Raw genomic sequence first — 24,082 nt, 5'->3', positions numbered from 1 at the left:
TCGACCTGCGCCGCTACCGCCGCGAACTGCGCGACCGCTGGCTGGCCGTGCGGCTCGGCCTTGTCGGCCGCCAGCATCAATATGGCGAGATCGTCTCGCTACGCCGGCTGATCGCGCATTTCGGCATCGATTGCGTGATCGATGTCGGCGCCAATGCCGGGCAATATGCCACCATGTTGCGCAAGGATGTCGGCTTTCGCGGCACGATCCTCTCGTTCGAGCCGCACCCCGAGGTCTGCGCGAAGCTGGTGGAGATCGCCGGCAAGGATGCACGGTGGCACGTCCACAATATCGCCCTGTCGGATCGGGATGGCGAAGCGACCTTCCACCTGATGGCGGCCGACCAGTTCAGCTCGCTCAATGCCCCGCAGGACGGCCTCGAGCAGATTTTTGCCGAGCGCAACAAGGTCACGCGCACCGTGCATGTGCCCTGCGCCCGGCTCGATACGCTGCTGCCCGATCTGCAGCCGGCGCGCGATGCCAAGGCGATTCTTCTCAAGATGGATACGCAGGGGCATGACGCGCAGGTCTGGTCTGGGGCCAGCGCGGTCGCCGGGCGGATCACCGCCGCGCAGACCGAACTGTCGGTGCGGCCGCTCTACGATGGCGCGACGGACTATCGCACGATGATCGCGCTTCTGGAGCGCGGTGGCTTCGTGCCCAATGCGGTGTTCGCCAACAACAAGGGCCATTTCCCGCTGCTGGTGGAAATGGACGGCCTGTTCATTCGCGCAGATCTGGCGCGTGAGGGCAATGTCCCGATCGTCTGATCCGGCGCACGGGCGCCCGCTGGCTCTCGCAACGGCGCTGGTGGCGGGCGGACTGCTGTCCCTCGCGCTCAGCTGGGGCACCTGGATGTGGCATTTGCGCGGCCAGTCCGGCCGGAGCATCTCCGAATATCTGTTCGCCCGGCAGGATATGTGGATGCTGGACGCGCAGGCGTTTGGCCTTTTGGTCGCGGGTTTTATCGTCGGCCTCCGGGCGCGAGGCGGTCGGCTGGCTGACCAGCGAGCAAGTCGCGGCACCTTTGCCAGGAGGGCGCTCGTTCCCGCCGGTATCCTCCTCGTCGTTCTGCTCGCCTGGCTGGGGCGGACGTGGGTTTTCCATGGCTACAGCGTTTCGCGCGACGAGGTGATGGTCGAGCTGACTGCGGGTGCGCTCGCCCATGGCATGATCGGCTGGCCGATTCCCGAAGCCTGGAACGCCGTCCGCCATGCGATGCAGCCGGAATTCTACAGTCCCTACGGCTCGGATACGCATTGGACGTCGATCTATTTGCCGGTCCATGCCGCAATCCGCAGCCTGTTTCAGCGCGTCGGGCTGGCTGATCTCGCCGCCCCGGTGACCCTTGGCGCGGGCCTTGTCGCGCTCTGGCATATCGCGCGGCGCCTCAACCCGGATCGGCGCGATGCTGCGCTGGTGACGATGGTTATGGCGCTCACCTCCGCGCAATTGCTCGTCACCGCCATGACGCCCTATGCAATGACCAGCCATTTCGCGTTCAACATGATCTGGCTGGCGCTGGTCTTGCGCGGCGGCACGCTGGGGCATGGACTGGCGGCATTGGTCGCGGTTCTGGCCGCCGGGCTGCATCAGTGGCACTTCCCGCTGCTGTTCATTGCGCCGTTCATCCTGTGGATGGCCGCCAATCGCCGCTGGGGTCCGGCGCTGTTCCATATCTGTGTCGCGCTCGCGCTGATGGTGATCTGGGCGCGACTCTGGCCGATGGCGCTGGCCGAGCTGGTCGGCCCCGCGCCGCCAAGCGATGTCCACCGCACCAACAGCATCGTCGACAAGCTGATCAGCCTGTTCGGCCGGCTCGATGATCTCCAGCCGCTGCTGAACATCTCGCGGCTGATCGCCTGGAACAATCTGCTGCTCCTGCCGCTCGCCGGCCTGGCAGTGTTGGGCGTGCGCTGGCGGGGTGTGTGGCGTGACGTGCCGGTGACTGTACCGCTGCTGCTGGGCGTGATCGCCGGTCTCTGCCTTGCGTTGTATCAGGGCTATGGCTGGGGTTTCCGCTATATGCATGGCCAGATCGGTGCGCTCTGGCTCCTCGCCGGGCTGGGCTGGCGCGCGGTCGTGCCGCGCGATGCGCGCTATGGCCGGGTGCTGCTGGTGGCCGGTGCTCTGTTCGCGCTGCTGGGTACGCTCTGGCAGGCGCGCGATACCGAGCACTATGTGCGGGGCTATGCTAAGACCATGGCTGCGATCCGCGCGTCCGATGCCGATGTGGTGCTGGTCGATATTCGCGGCGGCTATTTCATGACCGACCTTGTGCGCTTCGATGCCGATGGTGCGCCCGGCAAGCCGGCAGTGATGGCGCTGCAAATGCTGAAGGGCGCCGATCTGGCGGCCCTGTGCGCACGCTATGATGTAGCGGTGATGGATTTTCGGCAGTTCCAGCCGCTCGGCGTCTATCCACTCTCGCCAATCTTCAAGGGGGATGACGGGATCGTCGCGCGGCGCGCCCATCTTGCGCGCATGGGCTGTGACCGGCCGGTGATCGACTCACCGGCCGGATAGTCTCAGCGCTTACTTGGTGAAGCCGGCGACGATCTCGAGCTTAACCTCGTCACCCACCATCGGCAGGCCGTAAGCAACGCCAAAGTCGCTCCGCTTGATCGAGCCGGTGGCGGTGAAGCCGACATTCTCCTTGTTGCCCATGCCCATGCCGGCGCCATAGAAGCGCGCGTCCAGCGTCACCGGCTTGGTCACGCCGTTCAGCGTGAAGTTGCCGGTGATCTTGGCGGCCTGGCCGTCCACGACGACGCTGGTCGAGACGAAGCGGGCGTCGGCGGGCGTCGGGCCGAAGAAGTCGGCGGCTTTGCCGTCCTTGCCGGCGCGCAGCAGGTGAGCCGTCAGGCCCGCACTGGCGGTGGTGACCTTGGAGACGGGGATGGTTACATCGACCTTGGCCGCCGAAGGGTTTTTGGGGTCGAGCTGGAGCGTGCCGGTGATGTCACCGAAAATGCCGAAATAGGGCGTGAAGCCCAGATGATCGACTTCCCACTTCACCAGCGTGTGGCCGGGATCGGCGGTATAGGTGCCGCCGGAAATCGCGGCGGGGTCCGGCTTGCCAGGCTGTGCGACCAGCCCGCCGGTGATGCCGGCAAGAAGAAGAGCGGGAAGGGCAGCGTGAATGAGGCGCATATCTGTGTCTCCTGATCGTCTGCGAGGGGGATTGAGAACGATACGCCTTAGCATAGCGTGCCGCTCGCCGCTGTCATCAGGGGAATGCAAGGGTGCGGCGCGGAGCGCGCCGGACTTACATCAGTGCATCGGCGAGCAGTTTCACGCCGAGCAGGATCATCAGGACGTAGATCAGCACATAGAAGCGCTCCGGATCGACCTTGCGGACCAGCTTCACGCCCAGCATCGTGGAGATGAGGGCGAGGGGGATCAGCGCAGCGGTTGCGAGCAGATTGGCGTGGGTGAACTGGCCGAGCGCGGCATAGGCCGGCACCTTGATCCAGTTCATCACCGCAAAGGCGATGGCGGTTGTGCCGACGAGCGTATCGCGCGGCAGCTTGCGCGGTAGCACCCACATCTGGAAGGCCGGCGAACCGGCATGGGCGACGTGGCTGGTGAAGCCCGATGCGACGCCGAACAGCACGCCCAGCCATGCCGGGGAATTGGAGGGCAGGGTGATTGCATGGCCTCGCTCGACCCACAGGCGCTGCAGCCCGAACAGGATCGAGATCGCGCCGAGCACGCCCAGCACGACATCCGCCGAGACCTGCGCGGAGAAGAGATAGCCCAGCGCCACGCCAATGGTCATGCCGGGGATCATCACCGCGAGCACATGCCCATCCCAGGTGCGGCGGAACGCCCAGACGCCCACCACATCCTGCACGATCAGGATCGGCAGCAGGATGGCGGCAGCGCGCACCGGATCGATGGCGAGCGCAAGAATGGGCATGGCCAGCGAGCCCGCACCGGAAAAGCCACCCTTGGCAAGGCCGGAAATCACCACGGCGACCACCGCGCACAGAATGTAGAAGGGATCGAGTGGCATGGGGATCGAGACCTCGGGCTTCGCGGCCCGGCAGGCGCGATGTCATCTGGCATAGCGCCTCGGTCACGGCCCGACGCAAGTTTTTTCGCATCGCCCTCTTGAAACCTGCCGCGCTATCTCCAAAATGCCGCCTGCGGACCGGGCCCCTCTGGCGCAGCGCTCAAACATGAGCGCGTCGCGATGTCGGACCGCATCGGGTGATACCGGTGCAGGTTCGGTTTTCAGGCTCAGGCATCCAGTCATCCGATCACGTGCAAAGCACTTTGGAGGATGACGTTCATGAATATCTTCACGTTCAATCTGATGGTCCTGCTGCAACGCGTCGATGATGCGCTGTCCAGTGAACGCGGCAAGGCGCGGCCCGATGGTCGCCTCGTCGCGCGCTTGCGTCTGCGCCGCGATGTGCTGATGAGCCGCCTGCGGCGCTCGCTGGCCGGTCCCCGGGTACTGGGGGCCTGACGCATGGAATTTCTGGATATTCTCTGGCTCGGCAAGCCGGCCTGGATGTGGCTCATGTTCATGGGCCTCGTGCTGGCGCTGCTGGTCTTCGATCTGGGCGTCCTGCACAAGGAGGAGAAGGAAATCGGTGTGCGCGAGAGCCTCGCCATGTCCGCCTTCTACATTACGCTCGGTCTGGCCTTTGGGGGCTGGATCTGGTGGCAGCTTGGCCCGACGGCGGGCCTGAATTACGTCACGGGCTTCGTGGTCGAGAAGAGCCTGGCGATGGACAATGTCTTCGTCATCGCGATGATCTTCACCTATTTCGGCATTCCGCGCCTGTACCAGCACCGCGTGCTGTTCTGGGGCATTCTCGGCGTCATCGTGCTGCGCGCGCTCATGATCGGCTTCGGTGCCGCGGCCGTTCAGCGCTGGGATTGGGTGCTGTATGTCTTCGCCGCCTTCCTCATCTTCACCGGCATCAAGATGTGGCGCAATGCAGAAGCCGAGTATGAGGTCGGCAAATCGCCCGTGCTCCGGTGGATCAAGCGCCGCTTCCGGGTGACGGAGGAGCTGCATGGCCATCATTTCTGGGTGAAGCTGCCTGATGGTGCGACAGGGCGGACGGTCCGTTACATGACGCCGCTGTTCCTGGCGCTGCTGATGGTCGAGTTCGTCGACGTGGTGTTCGCGGTAGACTCGGTCCCGGCGATCTTCGCCATCACCACCGATCCGTTCATCGTCTACACCTCGAACATCTTCGCCATTCTGGGCCTGCGCGCGCTGTATTTCGCCCTAGCGGCGATGGTGCATCGCTTCCATTACCTCAAATATGCGCTCAGCCTGTTGCTGGTGTTCATCGGCTCCAAGATCGTCCTGGCCGACGCGCTCGGCATCGCCAAGATCCCGCCGGTGGTGTCGCTCAGCGTCACCTTCGTCATTCTGGCGGGCGGCGTGTTCTACTCCTTGTGGAAGACGCGCGGCGAGCCGGCGGTGGTGCCGGCTGCGGAGGTTAACAACGTCTGACCCGATCACAAAACGCCTGCCAGTCGATCCGGTCGACATGTCTGAGCTGATCTCGATCCTGCTGGACAATGCGGGCAAATGGGCGGAGCAACACTTGACGGTCTCGCTCGTCTGCACTGAAGGCGGCGCCTTCGGTCGCAGACGACGGTCCGGGCATGACGGCCGAACAGCTGGCGAGCGCTTTCGAGCTCGGTACGCGCTGTGATCTGGACAAGCCAGGCGCGGGCCTAGGCCTCGCCATCGCGCGTGAGATCTGTGCGGGCATTGCCGCTCAGCTGGAGCTGTCGACCACTGAAAACAGGCTTAGTAGCAAACGTCCGTTTCTCGGGCTTGGATGGGAAATAGCGGTATATCCGGATCGCCCCTAACGGCTGACGGCGGACGAAGAGGGCAGCCTAGCCTAAGGCTTCATGAAGCCGAGCGCCCCGGATTGTCCGTATGAGCGGCGATGAGAGGGCAGGGTGAATGAATGTCCGCTTTCCTCATCCGTAGCGAAAAAAATCGGACGGGCCGGAATGTCCCCAGGTACGGGAGCGACGGGTCGAGCCTAGGAAGCTATGCGAACGTCCGTTTTGAGCGAGCCCGGTCCTTGCAGATCTCAGGCGCGGACGGAGGCTCTCTCCCAATAGTTCGCGGGTTCGCACGCCATGAACAAGCGGTGGGTTTCATTGATGGCCATTCAGCAATCGGGACGACCAGAATGTCGGCGGATTGCATCGCCGCCGTTGGATCAAAGCCGGGAGCGGGCCAGCTAATTCGTCCTCAGCGATTAGTAGGCTTTCATGCCGAGGCGGATTTAATTATTCGGACCGCTGTATATTGCTATTCGCACGAAATTTTTTTGAAAATGGGACGGGGATTGGGGTTCATGAAGTTTTCCGCCGATAAATACTGTCTTCTGGCCGGCACAATAATCCTTTGTTCTATCGCTTCTTCAGTCTCTGCCCAGACGATGGCTGCTCAGATGATCAAAGACGCTACCGTTATAGATGTGCCCTTCGTGATTGAGGACATCGATACCAACGGCAGCTCAAATACGCTCTGGGTGAAGGGCGATCAGCCCGAAAATTCGGTGCTCGCCCGTTTTTCAATCAAGCCGGTTCAGGCAGCGTCCTTGATCGTCGATCCTTCTGGCCAGTCCATGCTGTGGCGTGCCTTCACTGGCGGTGGCATAAACTTGCTTCGATCTGATGAGATCGACCTGAAGGGCCTGCCGAGATATTTTTGCGGGTCCCGTGGCGACCCACGCTCTCTGGCCTGTTATACTGACGAAGATGGCAATGGTAGTTTTGAAGGTGTCGCCGAGGCCATACCAGAACGTGGGACGAAACCTTATCATATCACGATCATTAAGGCGCTAAAGCCGCTGAACAACCCGCTGGCTTATAAGATTATTCCCGATGAGCAGCGCCCCGTCATCACGGTTGAACTACGCAATTGCGGCAAGGATTATGATTACCCGCGCTTTGTTGCGGTGTCGAAGGACGATAGGGCTGTCCCAGTCATGCCGACAGTCTTTGGATGGCATGACAAGGACAGCAGCTTTGCGCTCTGTCGGCGCGGTCGCCAGATCGACGCCTCGCCCGATGACAAGATTGCAATTCCGAACGGTGGGTATCTTGCACAGATAGGCCCACTAGCATTCACGGTTGGACCAAAGCAAAATCCGACTCTTGCGCTCATTGGGCCAGCCGACCCGGTCGCGCTTTATAGGCTCGAAGGGGCGAGCCTTGTCGACATCAGTGTCGGTCGAACACCGAATCAGGCTCGGTTGCTTGCGGCAAAGAAATTTCCGTATCCCATGATGATGGCTGACGAGGGAGCCAGCATGCAAAACGGCATGCTCGTCGTGGGCGGACGTCTGGCGACCGTGCCATTCCATCATGCCTATCGGGGCAAGCTCACCCAGGACGTGACCATATCCACCCTGTTCGGCAAGCGCGCACTGGCGGCCGGAACCATTGTCTATGGCTTCGCTGCCCAATCGCGCATCACGCGCACGGTTCGTGGCATACCTGACATGCAGTCCGTCGGAGACGATGACTATCGTAAGATCAATCTCGAATTGACGTGGTGCGCTTCAGTGCATGGTCCTATGCCGACAAAGGAAGCGCCCAAAGCCGTTGGTAAAAACGGCTGGTCGGCGGCATGCATCCCGCACAGCGCGCTCGGCAATCATACAATTATCGCCGATATGCAGCCCGCTTTCGCGGTTACAGGCGTATCTTACAGTGCAACCACATCATCGAACGATGGCGCGCCGCCCATCCAGAGATCCGACGAAACAACATTCGACGCGCCTCTCCGCGTTGATTACATCTATCAAGGACGGGACGCCGAATTCATCTCGTTGCAAGAGGAAATTTACTTCGGCTCTGAGATGACCAGCAGTCGTCCCAACAAGGTCTACGCGCCTTCAGGCGTTGTCGCGGTAGAAATCGCCGGGATGCAGGCGGAACTGACGGCCGCGGAAAATGGCAGCCTCAATGTCAGATCGACGGGAAATTTCGTGGTTGGCTCCAGTCCGATCATCAAGTGGGATCAGAATGCCTTCCTCCGCCAGCAGCTTCAGAAAATGGGTATGAGGATAAAGGACGGCGAAAGTGGTGCCGAGACTGGTTCGATAGACGGAGGCTGGGGCCGAGCCGATTGACCATGCGATCATATATGCGGCTTCTTGTAGATCGCTTTCGCTGCCCTTCCGCCGACCTGCGCAGGCTGTCTTCACGATACGCGCGCCGCCGCGCGTTGTTGCTCATGATAATGCTTTTGCGCAGAACGACTGAATTTGACCAGTCATTCCCTTGCTCCGCTTTTAACGATCGCGCATCTCTGGTCGGGCATTCGCTCAGCTTTGATATGACCTGGAAGGGATGACATGAATCTCGGCCTCTCCCGGCAGGCTTCGGACCCTTCTCTCCACTCGCCTCTTTTTCGCGTGAGGCATGTCTCATTTGCAGAAATCGCCTGCGCTAAACCGCAGAAATCCATCGATGGCGCGCTAAGGTTGGAAAAATGTCACCGGAAGAGTGGGATAGTGGAGTGGCGTGGTGGTGAGCCCTGCTGGGTTCGAACCAGCGACCTACTGATTAAAAGTCAGTTGCTCTACCGACTGAGCTAAGGGCCCCCAAGCGGGTGTCGCGATCCCCTAAAGGTGCGGGCTCTGGCGGTCAACCGGCTTGGCGGCTTTTACAGCCGCGATCATCTGGCTGGGGTGGGTTTGCGCAGGCGGGAGGTTAGATGGCGGATGGTGAGGCCGGACACAGGATCTTGTGCATCCGGAGCGATCGCGCGCAGCGGCTCGAGGACGAAGGCACGGTCTGCGATGGCCGGATGCGGTACGGTCAGACGTTTGCTGCGCACGGCGCCGCCAGACCAGAGCAGCAGGTCGAGATCCAGCGTGCGCGCGCCCCAGCGGCGGTAGCGGCGGCGATGGAAGGTGCGCTCGATGGCCTGAAGCTGGTCGAGCATCGCCAGCGGTAGCAGCCTCGTGCTCACAATGGCTGCCGCATTGGCATAAGTGCGCGCGGACGGGCCCAGGGGGCGCGAGTCGATGATGGGGGAGGCTCGAACAAGGCTGAGGGGCGCGAAGTCGAGGGCATCGAAGGCGGCGCGCACGATGTCGCGCGGGCGCATCCCTGCCATCGGACGATTGGCGCCGATACCAACAGCGTAGATCTGCTCGCCGGTTTCCGGCGACCGATGGTCGCGCGCCAGAGGGTGGATGCTTGCCTTGTTCATCCGCCAGGGCCTATCCGCAGGGCATGTCCATGACCAGTCCTGTTATAAGCCCCGTGCCCGGCGCCGAACCGGCGCGCGATTGTCCCCTATGTCCGCGTCTGGTCGCCTTTCGCCAGGCCTGTCGGATCGAGTATCCGGACTGGTGGAACAGTCCAATCCCCGCCTTTGGCGTTCCGGATGCACGCATTGTTCTGGTGGGACTGGCGCCCGGCAAACATGGCTCTAACCGCACCGGGAGGCCGTTCACCGGCGATTATGCGGGCGACCTCCTGTTCGCCACGCTCGACAAATTCGGTCTTTCGCGTGGCACATATGACGCGCGTGTGGATGATAGTCTTGAGCTGGTGGATTGCGCGATCCTCGCGAGCGTGAAATGCCTGCCGCCACAGAACAAGCCGACCCCCGAGGAAATCCGCACGTGCCGTCCGTTTCTGGATGCGGAGGTCACGTTGCTGCCCAAGGCGCGCATCTTCATCGCGCTCGGGCAGATCGCGCATCAATCCGCGGTGAAAGTGCTGGGTGGACGGCTGCCCAAGGCCCGCTTCGCGCATCTCGCCGAGCACCGGATGCCCGATGGGCGCATGCTGATCGATAGCTACCACTGCTCGCGCTACAATACGAACACCGGGCGGCTGACGGCGGAGATGTTCGAGGCGGTTTTCGAGCGGGCGCTGGCGTTGCGGGATGGCATGTCTGCCCAGCAATAGGCGTATGGTCCATTGTGATGCGTGAAAATTGACGATAGGCGGGCGCCATGTTCACCGATCCTTTGTTGCCGGGCATTCCCCTCGTCGAATCCCCGGTGTTCCCTGACATTATCGATAAGATGGGTCTGGATGACCACGAGCGCGAAATCGCCATTGCGTTGAATCAAAACGGTTTTGCTGTCATCGATTTTCCCGATGAGGGGATCAACGATCGGATCGAGCGTATCAAGGCTGCACTGGCCCCGCGTCTGGATGGTAGCGTCCAGGCCGCCGGTGGCTCTCCTGCCTCCGGTCGTCCCCGCGTTCAGGATGCCTGGCGTTTCGATGAAGATGTGAAAGCCATCGCCGCCAACGAATACATATTGGACTTGCTGAGCAGGCTCTATGGTCGTCGGGCCTTTCCTTTTCAGACATTGAACTTTCGGGTCGGGACGCAGCAGGCGCCGCATACGGACGCTGTGCATTTCTCGAGCATTCCCCAACGGTTCATGTGCGGCGTTTGGCTCGCGATGGAAGATGTCGGCGCAGATGCCGGGCCGCTCGTCTATGTGCAGGGATCGCACCGTTGGCCACTGCTCGACAATGTGCTCATCGACCGGAAGGGGTGGGGAAGTGAACTCCGGTCGGCGCAGGCGCCTTATCAGAAGGTATGGGACGCGATGATCGCGGCCAGCGGTGTGCAGCCGCAAGTGTTCGAGGCCCGCAAGGGGCAGGCGCTCATCTGGTGCGCCAACCTGCTGCATGGCGGCAGTCGGCAGACCGATCGGCAGCGGACCCGGTGGTCACAGGTGACCCATTATTACTTCGACGAATGCGTGTACTACACGCCGGCTTATTCGGACGAACCCCTTGGGCGGCTGGCACTGCGCAATGTCACGAATGTCGTTGATGGAGAGCGCAAGCCAAGCAGGTTTCAAGGTGCAGACATTGCTGACCGGCCTTATCTCGCCAAGCTAAAGGCCCGGCTCAAGAGGCTGGTGAACGCGGGGACTGAAAGCTACCGCCGCGCTCGCCGGGCTTATCGCAGCAGATAATCGTAATAAGCGCCATCCGGCGGTCCACCGGCGGCAGCCTGCACGCCATCCAGGGCGCCCTCCGGTAGAGAGGCGAGCGACTTGGCATGATGCTCTTCGCTGGCCCATTTCTCGATGAAGATGAAGCGGTGCTCGTTGCCTAGATCCCGCATCAACTCGACGCCTTCACAGCCATCGGCAGCCTTCACCGTGCTTGAGAGCGCGACGAGGGCCGCTTCCATCTCGGCGCTTTTGCCGTCTGCGGCGGGAATGATGTAGAGGCGAGCCACGGTCATACACATCTCCTTATGCGGCGATGGTTACACATCCTGCGCCAGCCGTCCATAAAGCTCGGGCCTGCGATCGCGGAAAAAGCCCATGCCGGCGCGGTGCTTGCGGGCACGGTCGAGGTCGAGCGTGGCGATGAGCGCGCCGGTCTGCCAGTCCTCCGCCTCCGCCACCAGATCGCCCCATTCGTCTGTGATGAAGCTGTGGCCGTAGAAGTTTTGCTCGCCTGCGGCGCCAGCCATCTGCTCGCTGCCGATGCGATTGGCGGCAATAACCGGCATACAGTTGGAAACGGCATGGCCCTGCATCGCCCGCCGCCACATGCGGCTGGTTTCCAGATCGCCATCATAAGGCTCAGAGCCGATCGCGGTCGGGTAAAAAAGCAGTTCCGCACCCATCAGCGCCATGGCGCGGGCCGTTTCCGGATACCATTGGTCCCAGCAGATGCCGACGCCGATCGTGCCATATTTCGTCTCCCACACCTTGAAGCCGGTGTTGCCGGGACGGAAATAATATTTCTCCTCATAGCCCGGCCCGTCCGGGATATGGCTCTTGCGGTAGACGCCCATGATCTCGCCCTGATCGTCGATCATCGCGAGGCTGTTATAATGGTGCTGGCCATCCCGCTCGAAGAAGCTGGTGGGGATGTAGACGCCCTGCGCCTTGGCCACCTTCTGCATCGCCAGCACCGCAGGATGCCCGCTAAGCGGGCGCGCGCGGGCAAAAAGAGCCTCGTCCTCGACCGTGCAGAAATACAGGCCCTCGAATAGTTCGGGCGGCAGGATGATCTTGGCGCCGCGCGCTGCGGCCTTGGCGACATGCTCCTCCACCAGCGCGATATTGGCGGCCTCATCGTCCGAAAAGGCGAGCTGAAGCGCGGCGACGGTGAGATGAGACATGATAGATCCTGCGGCGAAGGGGGTCAGACGGCGGCCGGCAGATGCATGCTCATGCAATGGAAACTGCCGCCGCCGCGCAATATGGCATCGGACGGCAGGCCGACAATAGCCCGGCCCGGAAAGAATGGTGCGAGCGCATCCAGCGCGGCCTGATCATTGGCTGCGCCATATTGCGGTACGATGACGGCGCCATTGGTGATACAGAAGTTCATATAGCTTGCCGGGACGATGTGCCCGTCAATCTCGTATCGACCGACCGACGGCATCGTGGCGACCTCCAGCCCACAGGCGCGGGCGCGCGCTGTGGCATCGGCATAGATGGCGGTGTTGGGGTCATCCTCGGTGCTGGCCTGCGGCACGGCAAGAATGCCGGGCGCGACGAAGCGGGCGAGATTGTCGACATGCCCATCGGTGTGATCGTTCAGCAAGCCATCACCCAGCCAGAGCATGGACGACAGGCCAAGGGTGCCGGAGAGGATCGTCTCGATCTGCTTGCGATCCAGCGTGGGATTGCGATTGGGGTTGAGCAGACATTGCTCGGTCGTCACGAAAAGCCCGGTGCCATCCGTATCGAGCGCGCCGCCTTCCAGGATGATGGGAACGTGGCGGCAGGGCAGGCCGGTTGTGGCGGCAAGCCGCGCGCCGATGTCCTCATCGCCCGGCATCTGGAACTTCCCGCCCCAGCCGTTGAAATCGAAATCGACGAGGGCGCGCGAGCCATCGGCGCCGAGGATGCCGAGAGGGCCGGTGTCGCGCAGCCAGATGTCGCCGAAGGGTTCGTGGCGGATCTCTACGGCGGGGGGGGGCAGGGTGCGGGCGTAGAGGGCATCTGGCTCGGTGCGAGCGAGAAGTATGACGCGCTGGCCTTGGCTGGCGACCGCATTTGCAAATGCCGCTGCCTGGAACTGGGCATCCGAACGCGCTGAGGGCCATTCCGACGGGTCGCCGGGACAGCCAATCCAAAGCAGTTCCTGAGGGGCCCACTCTGCGGGGAGGTGGGGCGACTGGAGAGATGACATGTCTTTCGCGCTGGACATCTCGAGCATTTGCGAACTTCCTCAAGGAGGCTTCAGAATACACCGCTGCGGCTTAGTTGATCTGTCAGGCGGATGTGTCCCTTCCGCTAAGGCGATCAATTATTGCCGTTAACAGCATTGGTGATACCGATGACGGAGTAGGTCGCCTGTGTGATCACTGAGATGAACTTCTGCAAATCCACGCCCGGCGCGTTGGATACGTAGAGAACGTCGCGGTTCCGGATCGGGAAGCTCTGCGCGATGAAGAAGGTTGCCGGATCGGTCATATTCACCCTGTAGATGACCGGAATCTTTCCGTCTGGCGCCGCCCTTGCGCCGGCGACCAGCGCGGGGTCGAGCATTTTGGGATCTTCCCAGCGAAACAGGAAGACGCCTTTCGCATCTGCGCGATTATCCTGAAGGCCAGCGACCCGACCCAAGGCCTGGGCGAGGGTGATACCGGTCGCCTCGAAGTTGATTTCGGCATTGGCGCCGCTGGCACCCAGTGAGATGAAGCTGTAGGGCTGGAACAAGACGGTCACAACATCGTCCGCTTGCAAGCGGACGTTCTGCCTGGGATCGCGGATCACGGTTTCCATCGGCAATGAGACCACTGTCTGGCCTCTCGTGATCTGGATCGTCATCTTATTGACCTGCTGGCGGACGCCGCCCACCGAAGCGATCACGTCCAAAAGACGCTCGCCTCGGGGCGTGAGCGGTACGCGAGCGCTCGCATTCACTTCTCCAACCACCGCCACATTGGCATTCGCGTTCCTGGAGATGCCGACCAGGACCTGCGGTTGATTGGCGATGCCCGTCAGTTTCTGCCGGATTTCGGTTTCCAGCGCGCGAGGTGTTTTGCCCGCCGCCTGCAGCACGCCTACGAAAGGCAGAGCAATCAGCCCTCGGTCATCCACCATCTGAGGCGGCATATCAGTGCTTAGCCCGGTGGTAATCCGCTCTGCCGCACTCGCTGAGGTGCTCGCACCGACCGTGCCGAACAGGACCGCGGGCGGCGTTTCCCAGACCGTGACGTTGACGACGTCGCCCCGTTTGACAATGCTTTTCGAAGGCGTGCCGTCACCCAGGACTTGTGAGAACAGGCTTGGTTCCGAACTCGTCAATTGTCGGCGGGCCACGAGATCATCGACGTCAATGATACGGATGTCCGCATTGTTGACAGCCGCGGTCTTGTTACCCACGATCTTGCGTGTGCTGGGGCCGCTGCTCCCCAAAGTGCTGCAGCCCGCGAGTGCCAACCCTGTCAGTGTCAAAAGCGTTACCAGACGGGCGTTCGTGTGGCGGGCGCCTCGCGGCCTTGTGTGCATCATATTTTGGGGTCCGGGTGTTCGTGTAGGCGCACGCATCTAGAGTGCTCCGAGGATCCAATCAATGGAGATGCGGCTTAATGAACCAAGTGCACGCCGTTGAGGGGAGGCAAAAAAAGTCCCTGGATTTCTCTGCGGTGTGTGGCGGGCCTCCGCAGACTGCCCTGCATCCTGCCCGGGCGGAGTGGAAGACCGGCTTTTTCAATTGCAAATTCGACCGGCTGCGCGCACTAGGCCAAGGTTCAACGGCGGCCCACATGACGGGTTAAACCAAGGCGAAGATTCCAGTATGTTGTCTCGCGTTTCTACAATCTTTAAAAAGATAAACGCTCTTTTTATTGTCTGCGTTGTGTTACCGACTTTAGTTTCGGTGGTGTATTTCGGATTTATTGCGTCCGATATTTACATCTCCGAATCTCGCTACGTGGTGCGTAGCCCGGAGAAGAGCGCGGGCACAGGGCTCGGGATGATCTTGGCATCCGCTGGGTTCGCTAGTGCGAGCGAGGAGGCGCACGCAGCGCTTTCTTTCGTCGAATCTCGCGATGCGCTGGCAGCGATTAACAAGGACGGAACTTACGAAAAGGCAGTCACTCGCCCTTACATCTCGTCCTTAGACCGCTTCGATGGCTTAGGCGGTGACAATTCATTTGAGGATCTCTACAAATACTATCTGAAACACGTCAAAGTGGAGAATGATGTCGCGACATCGATATCGACTTTGACAGTCCGGGCCTATTCTTCCGAGGATGCTTTCCGGATCAATGAACGTCTGCTCGACATGGCGGAAGAGACGATCAACCGAATGAATCTGCGCGGGCGCAAGGACATGATAAGATTTGCGCAGATTGAGGTGGATGAAGCCCAAAAGCGCACCCGAGATGCTGGGCTTGCACTGGCCGCATATCGCAACCGCGAGGGCGTGATTGACCCTGAGTTGCAGGCCACTGCGCAGATGGAGATGATTTCCAAGCTTCAGGATGAGATCATCGCGACTCGCACGCAACTCACGCAGCTGAAGCAGTTTACGCCGAAGAATCCTCAGATTCCGGTCCTTGAGAATCGTAGCGAAGCGTTGGATCGGGAGGTGCGTAATATGATGGGCGCACTGGCCGGCGGTGATCGTTCGCTGGCGCGAAGTGCGGTCGAATATCAACGGTATTTTCTCGAGCAGCAGCTCGCGGAGAAACAGCTCGCGGTTGCCTTGGCCTCTCTGGAGGAGGCGAGAAACGAAGCGCGTCGTCAGCAGGTCTATGTAGAGCGCATCGCACTTCCCAACAAGCCTGACTCACCGCTCGAACCGCGCAGGATGCGCGGCATTCTGGCTACGATCGTCCTTGGCCTGGTAGCTTGGGGCATTCTCTCGATGTTGGTAGCGGGTGTGAAAGAGCATGCCCAATAACGATCAACCTTATGTCGCTGACCGCATCTCCCTAAGGGTCACCTTGAAGGCTCAACTGCGGGTTCTTCATGCTTTGCTCATTCGCGAAATGCTCACCCGCTACGGACGGAATAACCTGGGCTTTCTGTGGCTCTTCATCGAGCCGATGATGTTCACTATCGTGATTACCGCGCTTTGGACTGCTACCCGAAATTTCCATGGTTCAAATCTTCCGATCGTCGCTTTCGCCCTCACGGGTTACTCTTCCCTCCTGATGTGGCGTAACATGCCGGCACGGTGCATTCGTGCTATCAGTGGGAACAAGTCGCTCTTGTTTCATCGGATCGTCCGTCCGATGGACGTCTACGCAGCCCGATTAGCACTAGAGTTCGTGGGTACGTCCGCGAGTTTTGTTATTCTCGGCACGGCCTTATGGGCTTTTGACTGGCTTCTTCCACCCGAGGATGCCCTTCAGGTGCTGGTTGGTTGGTTGATGCTGGGCTGGTTCGGCGCCGGACTAGCGCTGGTGCTCGGCGCATTTTCTGAGCGCACCGACCTCGTAGACCGTATCTGGCCCCCGTTTTCCTATTTGCTCTTTCCGTTTTCCGGAGCAGCATTTCTGGTGGATACGCTGCCCGAGAAGATGCGAGAAATTTTGCTCTATCTGCCGATGCTCAATTGCACCGAGTTTATCCGTGAGGGCTTCTTCGGGTCACAGATCACGGCCCATCATGATATGCAGTACGTCGCCATTTTTAATTTGCTACTCACTTTCTTTGGGCTCGGATTGGTCCGCGCAGGCGATACGGCCAAGGACGACGAATGATCAGGTTGACTAACGTGACCAAACAATACCCGTCCAACGGCGGGATCAGGACGATTCTCAAAGGAATTAATCTCACCATTTACAAAGGGCAGCGTGTCGGTATTCTCGGTCGCAACGGAGCCGGCAAATCTACATTGGTCCGTCTGATCAGTGGGGCTGAGCCGCCAACGACAGGCATTGTTGAGCGCCAGATGAGTGTGTCTTGGCCGCTGGCATTCACTGGCGGCTTTCACGCCAAGCTAACTGGCATCGATAATCTACGCTTCATTTGCCGTATCTACGGGGTAGACTTCAAGGATCGACTGGCCTTCGTGGAGGACTTCTCGGAACTAGGCTCTTTCCTGTATGAGCCGGTCGCAATTTATTCCTCTGGTATGCGCGCCAGGCTCGCGTTTGCCATCTCAATGACGATCGACTTCGATTGCTACCTAATGGACGAGGTCATGGCCGTAGGCGACGACTCCTTCCGTGAGCGTTGCAAAGTGGAAATGTTCGAGAAGCGGAGAGACAAGGCAATGCTGATCGTCTCCCACAGTCACCGCTATCTGAAAGGAACTTGCGAGCGGTTCCTCCTATTTAAAGACGGCTGTATTGAAGAGTATGATGACTTTGATGTAGTCTATGAGAAGTATAAACAGCAACTCGCAGAGCCGCAGAAGTTTTGATTCTAGAAATGAGTTTAGAGAAATAAATTTCTCTCTAAATAAATAATATTTTCACATTAAAAAACGTATACGCGATCTGCGCCAATTTTTTCTTTTGCCTTCATGCCGATATCTAGAAGGAATTTTTGTGCCTTCTCTATGTGCTCTATCGATCCGTCTTTTCCGCCTACCGGCTTTTCTTCAATAAGAAGAACGGGCTTGCAGCGAAGTAACGTATCTTTTGCTCCTTTTAATGCGATTACTTCACTTCCTTGGATGTCTATCTTGATAAGGCCAAGATTTTCGATATCGAGGCTATCGATCGTTATCATATTGATATCTTCAACAAGATCACGGTTTTTGGGTATAAAAAGAGGCATGACCTCCTCATCGTCACATATAAATGCACCGCCAACATTCTTGGGAGTACGACATATTGAAGCTACCCGATTTTCTTCCCCGGCCGCATATTCTATAATTCTGACATTTTTTGGGACATTCTTCCGTAAACAAGCAATATTTTCGCTAACTGGTTCAATTGCCCACACTTCTTCAAAGTGCTGGGCAAAATGTCGCGAGAAAATACCGACATTGGCGCCGATGTCCAAACATAGCTTCCACTCTGTAACATATTCCAAGGCTTTCTCTCGTTGAGGCTTTTGATAGCTGCCAACATTATCCCCTAACTCAGTGAAATGTTGTTCACTGTCAGGAAAGTAAATATCCCCAACGATCTTCATGGATTTTTCCTTATCCTCAATTGGTCCTAGTCTAATGAAGACGGTAACGTCCTGTCAACGAGGTCAGTCCGATTTTGGCCTTTTTTCTGTGTTGTTGCTTTTTTCTGTTGAGGTGAAGCTGCAGCAGAGGAGAAGCTTAGGTCTTCTCCTCACGTCGATCCCGCAAAAAACTGCTGCTCTATCAACCATCCTGATGTACGGCGGTGCAAACCCCTTTTATGTCGAGATATGGGGTGAAAAAATTGGAGCTGAGAAGGGGTTTTCTGTTTTGATAGAAGCGGTTGAAGTGGGAAGTTTGACCTTTGCTAATGATCTGCCGTTCGTTCTGATTGGCGGAATGAACGTAATCGAAAGCGAAGAGGTGGTGCTTGAGGTAGCCGACCGATTCATTGAGGTGACGGCAGGACTGGGCATCCCCTATGTGTTCAAGGCTTCGTTCGACAAGGCCAATCGATCTTCGATCTCTTCATTTCGCGGGCCGGGTCTGGAGAAGGGGCTGCGCGTTCTGGCCGAAGTGAAATCGCGCTACGGCGTCCCGGTTTTGACGGACGTACACGAGCCGCATCAGGCAGAGCCTGCTGCCAAAGTTTCTGACATTATCCAGCTCCCAGCGTTTCTCGCCCGTCAAACGGACCTAGTGGTAGCAATAGCTAAGACTGGGGCAGCTATAAACGTCAAGAAACCACAATTTTTGGCACCGCATGAAATGCGCCACATAATCAATAAGTGCCTTGAAGCTGGAAACGATCGGATCATTTTGTGTGAGCGAGGCTCATCGTTCGGATACAATAATCTCGTCGTCGATATGCTGGGCATGGATGACATGAAGAGCATGGCGCCGGTGGTGTTCGACGCCACCCATGCGCTCCAGCGGCCAGGCGGTCGATCGGACAGCGCGGATGGGAGGCGCGCGCAGGCGGCAGCCTTGGCGAGATCAGGGATGGCGCTCGGCATTGCAGGCCTCTTTCTGGAGGCTCATCCTGACCCTGAGAAAGCGCTTTGCGATGGACCGTGCGCACTGCCTCTTGATGCACTTTCACCTTATCTTGAGCAGATGCTGGCAGTAGACAGGCTCGTGAAGTCCTTTTCCAAGTTGGTGACCGGATGAAGTGGATGCCGGATTCTCAGGGGAGATTTTGGCGTCTGCGCAAAAGGACGAGGGCTCCTCGGGTATATGTGTTTGGGGATAGCCACACGGCCGCAATCCTACGAGCGCTTGCCTATGAGGGGCACTCCACACTGAATTTTCCCTTATCAGTCTTGCGCCTCCGGAAAAATAAAGGTGGGGAAACTGTAGGAGACGAGAGTGTCGAGCGCTTTTGTAAGCGGATCGCAAGGCTGGGGAGCACAGATCACGTCTTCTCGGCAGTGGGTGGGAATCAGTACGCCGTCGTGAGTACTCTGAAGCATGAATTCGATTTTACGATTTTGAGTCGCGGCGAGCGGGTGCAGGATTCGCGCGGGGAACGCCAACACGTTGTGCCGCGTCGGGCATTTCAAGGTCTTATCGAATGCGAAGTGGAGAATTCCGATGGCCTAATCTTGCGTCGCATCCGAGATGCCACCTCCGCAAACGTTCATCATCTCTCTCCCCCTCCGCCGAAATCCGATAATAATTTCCTTCTGCAGTGCAATGAACGCTTTTTTTCCTCCATGAGTGTTTGTGAGTTTGTACCGACAGAACCAAAAATTCGTCTTGAATGTTGGAAGATGCAGCAGCGCAGTCTTGAAATGCTTTGCCAAAGCATCGGAATCAGTCTGGTCGCTCCCCCCACGCCGACGATGACGTCTGAAGGGTTCTTGATCCCAGATTGTTACCATGGTGATATTACTCATGCTAATCGTCGATACGGGCGTTGGGTTCTGAAGCAAATTTCTACCATCGTGAACGACGGAGTGTGCTTCAAATGATCCGTGCCGTGGTAATTGGGCAGAGCCATACGGTCTGTATAGGGAAGGCCGCGCAAATTTATCCTGATCTAGGGCGGGGTGTTGCCGTCTTCAGATTGGAAAGTAAACAAGTAAGTGTCGGAGATGGATCCACTCCTTTTAATGAAATTTTGCAGATAATTAAAGGATTACCCGAACATATTCCTGTTTTTCTTTCTTTTTTTGGAACGGTCCATAACGTGATTGGTCTTGTTAGGCAGGATGCGGATTTTGATTTAATTCTGCCTGGCGATAAGGATAGTTCTCAGTCGAACGGGAGCAAGATTGTACCTTTCCATGCGATGGAGGCAGCGTTCAACCATTACATAGGAAAGCCATCGAAAGCTTATGCGATAAGAGATGCCGCGAATGGCGAGACGTTTTTGATCTCATCACCGCCTCCTAAAGCAAGAAACGACTTTATAATAGCGCGATTTAGAGAAAAGTCTGATAAGAAGTATCGCGGGAAAGATGTTGTTGAAATGGGTTTGAATAATCCTCTTCTTCGGAGAAAAATGTGGAGTATAGAGCGAGATTTGAATAAACATTGGGCCGATATTAACGGATGGGGGTACTTAAATCCTCCTCAGAATGCTGTTGATAAGGCGGGATTTTTGGAGGAGCGCTATTATGAGGATGCTACGCATGCTAATTCGGAATACGGGGCGTTGGTGCTCCTTCAGATTGCAGGCATCATTGAAAAGACGTTAGGGAAGTTAAGGCATGGGTAACCACGCTTATACCAGTGCCCCAGATCGGAATTTCTGGCGTCGATCCGTCGCTGATTGTGACCCTCGGTCTGTCGATCCTGTTGGTGAATTTCCGGCCTGCATCCATCCCAAGACCAAGGTGGCGACCGCCGGCAGTTGCTTCGCGCAGCATATTGCGCGTTACCTTCGGGAAAATGGTTTCAATTATTATGTCACGGAGCCGGGCCACCCCATTCTGCCGGAGACCGTCAGGGCTAAAAACAACTACGGTCTTTTTTCCGCACGGTACGGCAACATCTATACCGCCCGTCAGCTCCTGCAGATGGTCGAACGGGCCTATGGCAGGTTTTCGCCCCAGGAAGATGTCTGGATCGAAGCGGAGGATGTCGTGCTCGATCCATTTCGACCGTCAGCGCAGCCGGGTGGCTTTATTTCCGAGCTTGAAATGCGTCTTGACCGGGAACAGCATCTGGCGGCTGTGCGGACGATGCTTGAGACGCTGGATGTGTTCATCTTCACGCTTGGCCTGACCGAATGCTGGATATCTGCGCGAGACGGCGCCGTCTTCCCGATCTGTCCGGGCGTGGAGGGTGGCACATTCGACGAAAGCCGGCACATTTTTTATAACCAGACGGTGGACGATGTGGTTGCGGACATGACCCGCTTCTTGATGATCCTCAGCCGGCTCAATCCCAAGGCGCGAGTTATCCTGACGGTTTCGCCCGTGCCATTGGCAGCGACGGCACGTCGCGATCAGCATGTTCTGGCGGCAACCACCTATTCCAAATCGGTTTTGCGCGTGGCCGCTGATACTCTGGCGACCCGGTTCGATCACGTCGACTATTTCCCGTCTTACGAGATTATCACCGGGTCATTCTCCAGGGGCGGCTATTATGCCGACGACTTGCGGAATGTGCTGGAAAGAGGTGTCTCGCATGTGATGGGCCTGTTCATGAAACATGCGACCGATGCGAGCGTTTCATCTCCGGAAGAGACCGGTGATACAGCGGCGGAGGCAAAGGCCTCACCACGGCAGGCCGGCAGGGACGCAGTGGCGATTGCGAGCCACCTGATTGAAGTGGAATGTGATGAGGCGAGACTGGACCGACCCTGAGATCGCCTCCTAGTCTATCACGCACAATGCGGGAAATTGAACTTTGAACCTTTTTGACATGGCGCGTCGTGGCGACCGCAACCTCGTTCTTTCTGGCGAGGTGAAGAAAATCAAAAGGACATATCGGGATGGAGATTGGCGAGGGCTGGAACTGACGCCTGGCGCCCGCTTTTCCATTCCGGATGTACGCCGCTTTGCAAGCCTGCGGCATTTTCCCGCACAGTGCGGATGGATGGTCGATGTCCCGGTGGGCTCGTCCTTGCGCATCGCCGTGGTGTCCGGCACGGATGGGACCATCCTGTCGCGTCATTTCGTGGCTGGAGGCGAAGGCCTGCGGCCGCTTGATCTTCCCTGGCCTCGCGCTGTGTGTGGCTCGGTCGATCTCGTCGTCTCTCACAAGACGGGCGATGATCCGATTTTCGTCGCCAATCACCGGATGCTGTCGAGGCAATGGCTCTATGATCTTTGCGTTGGGCGCGGTATCGAAGTTGGTCCAGGTCCGGTTCCGCAGATCCTGCCGCGGGAAGGCGTGGAGGTCTCCTATCTCGAGCAGATGCCTGCCGAAGAATGGAACCGGCTGTATAACCGCGGAGGGAAGTTTCCGACTCGGCCGGAGCTCTGGTCCAATTATATTGTGGGTGAGGCGTCCGCCCCCCCCGTGGCGGATGGATCGCTGGATTTCATATTCGGGAGTCATGTTTTCGAGCATCTCGCCAACCCTATCGGCCATCTGAAGCGTTGGCGGGCGAAGCTGGCGCAGCGGGGCAAGATCGTGATGGTGGTCCCGGACCTGAACGGCACCAAGGATTCAATTCATTATCGTTGCTCACTGGAAAGCATGGTCGACGAATTCCAGCGGGATATCTGGCTGCCGGAGAAAGCGCATTACATGCGGCATTGCCGGCTCGATAGCGGCGACAAGAAACTGGTGGATCTCATGGACCGCATGGAATCGATCCACGTCCATTATTATGACAATATCAATTGTCAGATCCTGCTCGATTACGCGGTGCGCGAATTGGGTTATGCCGATTACGTGATCGAGCACACGCCCAATCACAAGGATTTTTATTTCGTATTGGTCAATCGGTAATGGCTGGACTGTCGGCACGATGAACCAACGCATTCTTATCACTGGCGGAGCCGGCTTCATTGGCTCTCACCTCACCCGTCTGGCGCTTGAGGCAGGCCGCACCGTCCGCGTACTCGATAACCTGTCGCCGCAGATTCACGGAGACAACGCCGTTTTCGAGGCCGTGCCGGGCGTAGACTTCATCAAGGGCGACGTAACCGTCCGTGAAGATCTGGAGCGGGCGCTCGCCGGCATCTCAACTGTCGTGCACCTCGCGGCGGAAACCGGCACGGGACAGTCGATGTACGAGATCGAGCGCTATTATCGCACGAACGTACAAGGCACGGCCTTGCTCTTCGATGTTCTTGCGAACAGCGCTCACGACGTCGACAATATCGTTCTTGCCTCCAGCCGGTCCGTCTATGGCGAAGGGGCCTACCTTTGCCATGCTTGCGAGCTGGAGGGGAGGCGCTGCTTCCCCAAGTCGCGGTCTCCCGACGAATTGGCGCGGCATGAATGGGCGCCTCGTTGCCCAGACTGCGGAGGACCTGTGGTGCGCACCGCTACGCGTGAGGATGATGCGCTTCGTCCCGCGTCGATCTATGCCGCGACCAAATTGGCACAAGAGGATTTGGTTCGTGTTGGCGCCACGTCGCTTGGACTGGCACATGCGATCTTGCGCTTTCAGAACGTATATGGCGAGGGGCAATCGCTCTCGAACCCGTATACCGGTATTCTATCCATCTTTTCCACGCGCATCAGGTTGGGCTTGTCGCTCCCGATCTATGAGGATGGCGAAGAAAGCCGGGATTTCGTTCATGTCGAGGATGTCGCTCGGGCGATATTAGCGGTTGCACAAGACAAGACCGTCGAGGGTGTGACCTTGAATGTCGGTGCAGGCGTGCCGACGTCGATTATGGATATGGCGCTGCTTCTTGCGCGCATCATGGGTGCCCGGCAGCAACCGCACGTCACGGGAGCTTATCGCGTCGGCGACATCCGGCATAATTTCGCCGATCTCAACGCGCTGAGATCGGCCATCGGCGATTTTCCAAGCATAGGTCTCGACGAGGGCATGGCGCGATTTTGCCAATGGGTTTCGACTCAGCCCATCCCTCAGGATCTTCTCGACAAAGCAAATGCCGAACTCAAGGCGCGCAACTTGGCCGGCTGAAACAAGGGCGATATCATCGAG

General features: G+C 58.5%; 25 protein-coding genes and 1 tRNA gene. 17 read left to right on the top strand and 9 right to left on the bottom strand.

All coding sequences use genetic code 11. From position 1 onward, the window contains the following. Positions 1-5: 5 nt before the first annotated feature. Positions 6-770, top strand: a complete 765-nt coding sequence (locus M2342_RS11735; protein ID WP_264580040.1) for an FkbM family methyltransferase — start codon at positions 6-8, stop codon at positions 768-770. Then, positions 754-2,526 carry an MFS transporter gene (locus M2342_RS11730; RefSeq protein WP_264579217.1) on the top strand — a complete coding sequence of 591 codons (1,773 nt, stop codon included), beginning with the start codon at positions 754-756 and terminating at the stop codon, positions 2,524-2,526. The genes M2342_RS11735 and M2342_RS11730 overlap by 17 nt, the downstream gene beginning before the upstream one ends. Before the next feature lie 9 nt (positions 2,527-2,535). Here M2342_RS11730 and M2342_RS11725 read toward each other — a convergent pair whose 3' ends face one another. Beyond that, the gene (locus M2342_RS11725) at positions 2,536-3,153 is read right to left on the bottom strand and encodes a YceI family protein (protein ID WP_264572508.1); all 618 of its coding nucleotides are present in this window, start codon (positions 3,151-3,153) and stop codon (positions 2,536-2,538) included. Between the two features lie 115 nt (positions 3,154-3,268). Further along, on the bottom strand, positions 3,269-4,018 hold the full coding sequence (locus M2342_RS11720) for a sulfite exporter TauE/SafE family protein (protein ID WP_264579216.1): 750 nt from the start codon (positions 4,016-4,018) through the stop codon (positions 3,269-3,271). Positions 4,019-4,297: 279 nt separating this feature from the next. On the opposite strand from M2342_RS11720, the gene M2342_RS11715 reads away from it, so the two are divergent. From M2342_RS11715 to M2342_RS11705, 4 genes are all read left to right on the top strand, one after another. Then, complete coding sequence (locus M2342_RS11715) at positions 4,298-4,477, top strand: hypothetical protein (protein ID WP_264579215.1); 180 nt, start codon at positions 4,298-4,300, stop codon at positions 4,475-4,477. A gap of 3 nt (positions 4,478-4,480) precedes the next feature. After that, positions 4,481-5,482, top strand: a complete 1,002-nt coding sequence (locus M2342_RS11710) for a TerC family protein (protein ID WP_264579214.1) — start codon at positions 4,481-4,483, stop codon at positions 5,480-5,482. 116 nt (positions 5,483-5,598) lie between these two features. Then, positions 5,599-5,850, top strand: coding sequence for an ATP-binding protein (locus tag M2342_RS17125; RefSeq protein WP_413715169.1), 252 nt, complete (start codon positions 5,599-5,601; stop codon positions 5,848-5,850). 290 nt (positions 5,851-6,140) lie between these two features. Further along, the gene (locus tag M2342_RS11705; RefSeq protein WP_264579213.1) at positions 6,141-8,135 is read left to right on the top strand and encodes a hypothetical protein; all 1,995 of its coding nucleotides are present in this window, start codon (positions 6,141-6,143) and stop codon (positions 8,133-8,135) included. Between the two features lie 398 nt (positions 8,136-8,533). On the opposite strand, the gene M2342_RS11700 is transcribed toward M2342_RS11705, so the two are convergent. Further along, positions 8,534-8,609, bottom strand: a tRNA-Lys gene (locus M2342_RS11700). A 74-nt stretch (positions 8,610-8,683) separates the two neighbouring features. Next, positions 8,684-9,223 (bottom strand): 2-amino-4-hydroxy-6-hydroxymethyldihydropteridine diphosphokinase, encoded by a 540-nt coding sequence (folK, locus tag M2342_RS11695; protein WP_264579212.1) that lies wholly within the window; start codon positions 9,221-9,223, stop codon positions 8,684-8,686. Between the two features lie 23 nt (positions 9,224-9,246). Between folK and M2342_RS11690 the strand changes: the two genes are divergently transcribed. After that, positions 9,247-9,930, top strand: a complete 684-nt coding sequence (locus M2342_RS11690) for a uracil-DNA glycosylase (protein ID WP_413715140.1) — start codon at positions 9,247-9,249, stop codon at positions 9,928-9,930. Between the two features lie 47 nt (positions 9,931-9,977). Then, positions 9,978-10,964, top strand: a complete 987-nt coding sequence (locus M2342_RS11685; RefSeq protein WP_264579210.1) for a phytanoyl-CoA dioxygenase family protein — start codon at positions 9,978-9,980, stop codon at positions 10,962-10,964. On the opposite strand, the gene M2342_RS11680 is transcribed toward M2342_RS11685, so the two are convergent. The 4 genes from M2342_RS11680 to M2342_RS11665 all read right to left on the bottom strand — a co-directional run bounded on the left by M2342_RS11680 (position 10,949) and on the right by M2342_RS11665 (position 14,348). Beyond that, positions 10,949-11,239, bottom strand: coding sequence for a putative quinol monooxygenase (locus M2342_RS11680; protein WP_264579209.1), 291 nt, complete (start codon positions 11,237-11,239; stop codon positions 10,949-10,951). The two genes, M2342_RS11685 and M2342_RS11680, sit on opposite strands and share 16 nt — an antisense overlap. Before the next feature lie 24 nt (positions 11,240-11,263). After that, positions 11,264-12,130, bottom strand: a complete 867-nt coding sequence (gene aguB, locus M2342_RS11675; protein ID WP_264579208.1) for an N-carbamoylputrescine amidase — start codon at positions 12,128-12,130, stop codon at positions 11,264-11,266. 23 nt (positions 12,131-12,153) lie between these two features. Further along, the gene (locus M2342_RS11670; protein WP_264579207.1) at positions 12,154-13,176 is read right to left on the bottom strand and encodes an agmatine deiminase family protein; all 1,023 of its coding nucleotides are present in this window, start codon (positions 13,174-13,176) and stop codon (positions 12,154-12,156) included. Positions 13,177-13,262: 86 nt separating this feature from the next. After that, positions 13,263-14,348 (bottom strand): polysaccharide biosynthesis/export family protein, encoded by a 1,086-nt coding sequence (locus tag M2342_RS11665; protein ID WP_264579206.1) that lies wholly within the window; start codon positions 14,346-14,348, stop codon positions 13,263-13,265. A 415-nt stretch (positions 14,349-14,763) separates the two neighbouring features. Here M2342_RS11665 and M2342_RS11660 point away from each other — a divergent pair, with 415 nt between their 5' ends. The 3 genes from M2342_RS11660 to M2342_RS11650 are packed head-to-tail and all read left to right on the top strand — an operon-like array spanning position 14,764 to position 17,343. After that, entirely contained in the window at positions 14,764-15,873 is a 1,110-nt protein-coding gene (locus M2342_RS11660) for a hypothetical protein (protein WP_264579205.1), read from the top strand. Further along, complete coding sequence (locus M2342_RS11655) at positions 15,863-16,678, top strand: ABC transporter permease (protein WP_264579204.1); 816 nt, start codon at positions 15,863-15,865, stop codon at positions 16,676-16,678. The genes M2342_RS11660 and M2342_RS11655 overlap by 11 nt, the downstream gene beginning before the upstream one ends. After that, positions 16,675-17,343 (top strand): ABC transporter ATP-binding protein, encoded by a 669-nt coding sequence (locus M2342_RS11650; protein ID WP_264579203.1) that lies wholly within the window; start codon positions 16,675-16,677, stop codon positions 17,341-17,343. Before M2342_RS11655 ends, M2342_RS11650 begins: the two co-directional genes overlap by 4 nt. Positions 17,344-17,399: 56 nt before the next feature. On the opposite strand, the gene M2342_RS11645 is transcribed toward M2342_RS11650, so the two are convergent. Then, positions 17,400-18,062 (bottom strand): FkbM family methyltransferase, encoded by a 663-nt coding sequence (locus M2342_RS11645; RefSeq protein WP_264579202.1) that lies wholly within the window; start codon positions 18,060-18,062, stop codon positions 17,400-17,402. Between the two features lie 268 nt (positions 18,063-18,330). Between M2342_RS11645 and kdsA the strand changes: the two genes are divergently transcribed. From kdsA to M2342_RS11615, 6 genes are all read left to right on the top strand, one after another. Continuing rightward, positions 18,331-19,170: a 3-deoxy-8-phosphooctulonate synthase gene (gene kdsA / locus M2342_RS11640; RefSeq protein ID WP_319801102.1), complete on the top strand. Its 840-nt coding sequence runs from the start codon at positions 18,331-18,333 to the stop codon at positions 19,168-19,170. Positions 19,171-19,454: 284 nt separating this feature from the next. Continuing rightward, on the top strand, positions 19,455-19,973 hold the full coding sequence (locus tag M2342_RS11635; RefSeq protein ID WP_264579201.1) for a hypothetical protein: 519 nt from the start codon (positions 19,455-19,457) through the stop codon (positions 19,971-19,973). After that, on the top strand, positions 19,970-20,722 hold the full coding sequence (locus M2342_RS11630) for a hypothetical protein (RefSeq protein ID WP_264579200.1): 753 nt from the start codon (positions 19,970-19,972) through the stop codon (positions 20,720-20,722). The genes M2342_RS11635 and M2342_RS11630 overlap by 4 nt, the downstream gene beginning before the upstream one ends. Next, positions 20,715-21,815, top strand: coding sequence for a GSCFA domain-containing protein (locus M2342_RS11625; protein ID WP_264579199.1), 1,101 nt, complete (start codon positions 20,715-20,717; stop codon positions 21,813-21,815). Before M2342_RS11630 ends, M2342_RS11625 begins: the two co-directional genes overlap by 8 nt. Before the next feature lie 43 nt (positions 21,816-21,858). Beyond that, complete coding sequence (locus M2342_RS11620) at positions 21,859-22,908, top strand: class I SAM-dependent methyltransferase (protein ID WP_264579198.1); 1,050 nt, start codon at positions 21,859-21,861, stop codon at positions 22,906-22,908. Positions 22,909-22,927: 19 nt separating this feature from the next. Then, positions 22,928-24,061 (top strand): NAD-dependent epimerase/dehydratase family protein, encoded by a 1,134-nt coding sequence (locus tag M2342_RS11615; RefSeq protein ID WP_264579197.1) that lies wholly within the window; start codon positions 22,928-22,930, stop codon positions 24,059-24,061. The last annotated feature ends 21 nt before the right edge of the window (positions 24,062-24,082 follow it).

Source organism: Sphingobium sp. B8D3A, from assembly GCF_025961995.1.
Taxonomy (GTDB): domain Bacteria; phylum Pseudomonadota; class Alphaproteobacteria; order Sphingomonadales; family Sphingomonadaceae; genus Sphingobium.
This window is presented reverse-complemented; position numbering and strand designations above follow the sequence as displayed.

Bases quoted from the DNA above. Each gene is read 5' to 3' on its own strand.
- M2342_RS11720 (WP_264579216.1), bottom strand. From the start codon at position 4,018: ATGCCACTCGATCCCTTCTACATTCTGTGCGCGGTGGTCGCCGTGGTG.
- M2342_RS11655 (WP_264579204.1), top strand. From the start codon at position 15,863: ATGCCCAATAACGATCAACCTTATGTCGCTGACCGCATCTCCCTAAGG.
- M2342_RS11625 (WP_264579199.1), top strand. From the start codon at position 20,715: ATGGGTAACCACGCTTATACCAGTGCCCCAGATCGGAATTTCTGGCGT.
- M2342_RS11710 (WP_264579214.1), top strand. From the start codon at position 4,481: ATGGAATTTCTGGATATTCTCTGGCTCGGCAAGCCGGCCTGGATGTGG.
- M2342_RS11725 (WP_264572508.1), bottom strand. From the start codon at position 3,153: ATGCGCCTCATTCACGCTGCCCTTCCCGCTCTTCTTCTTGCCGGCATC.
- M2342_RS11650 (WP_264579203.1), top strand. From the start codon at position 16,675: ATGATCAGGTTGACTAACGTGACCAAACAATACCCGTCCAACGGCGGG.
- M2342_RS11645 (WP_264579202.1), bottom strand. From the start codon at position 18,062: ATGAAGATCGTTGGGGATATTTACTTTCCTGACAGTGAACAACATTTC.
- folK (WP_264579212.1), bottom strand. From the start codon at position 9,223: ATGAACAAGGCAAGCATCCACCCTCTGGCGCGCGACCATCGGTCGCCG.
- aguB (WP_264579208.1), bottom strand. From the start codon at position 12,130: ATGTCTCATCTCACCGTCGCCGCGCTTCAGCTCGCCTTTTCGGACGAT.
- M2342_RS11715 (WP_264579215.1), top strand. From the start codon at position 4,298: ATGAATATCTTCACGTTCAATCTGATGGTCCTGCTGCAACGCGTCGAT.
- M2342_RS11660 (WP_264579205.1), top strand. From the start codon at position 14,764: ATGTTGTCTCGCGTTTCTACAATCTTTAAAAAGATAAACGCTCTTTTT.
- M2342_RS11680 (WP_264579209.1), bottom strand. From the start codon at position 11,239: ATGACCGTGGCTCGCCTCTACATCATTCCCGCCGCAGACGGCAAAAGC.
- M2342_RS11630 (WP_264579200.1), top strand. From the start codon at position 19,970: ATGATCCGTGCCGTGGTAATTGGGCAGAGCCATACGGTCTGTATAGGG.
- M2342_RS11730 (WP_264579217.1), top strand. From the start codon at position 754: ATGTCCCGATCGTCTGATCCGGCGCACGGGCGCCCGCTGGCTCTCGCA.
- M2342_RS11690 (WP_413715140.1), top strand. From the start codon at position 9,247: ATGTCCATGACCAGTCCTGTTATAAGCCCCGTGCCCGGCGCCGAACCG.
- M2342_RS11670 (WP_264579207.1), bottom strand. From the start codon at position 13,176: ATGCTCGAGATGTCCAGCGCGAAAGACATGTCATCTCTCCAGTCGCCC.
- M2342_RS11615 (WP_264579197.1), top strand. From the start codon at position 22,928: ATGAACCAACGCATTCTTATCACTGGCGGAGCCGGCTTCATTGGCTCT.
- M2342_RS11685 (WP_264579210.1), top strand. From the start codon at position 9,978: ATGTTCACCGATCCTTTGTTGCCGGGCATTCCCCTCGTCGAATCCCCG.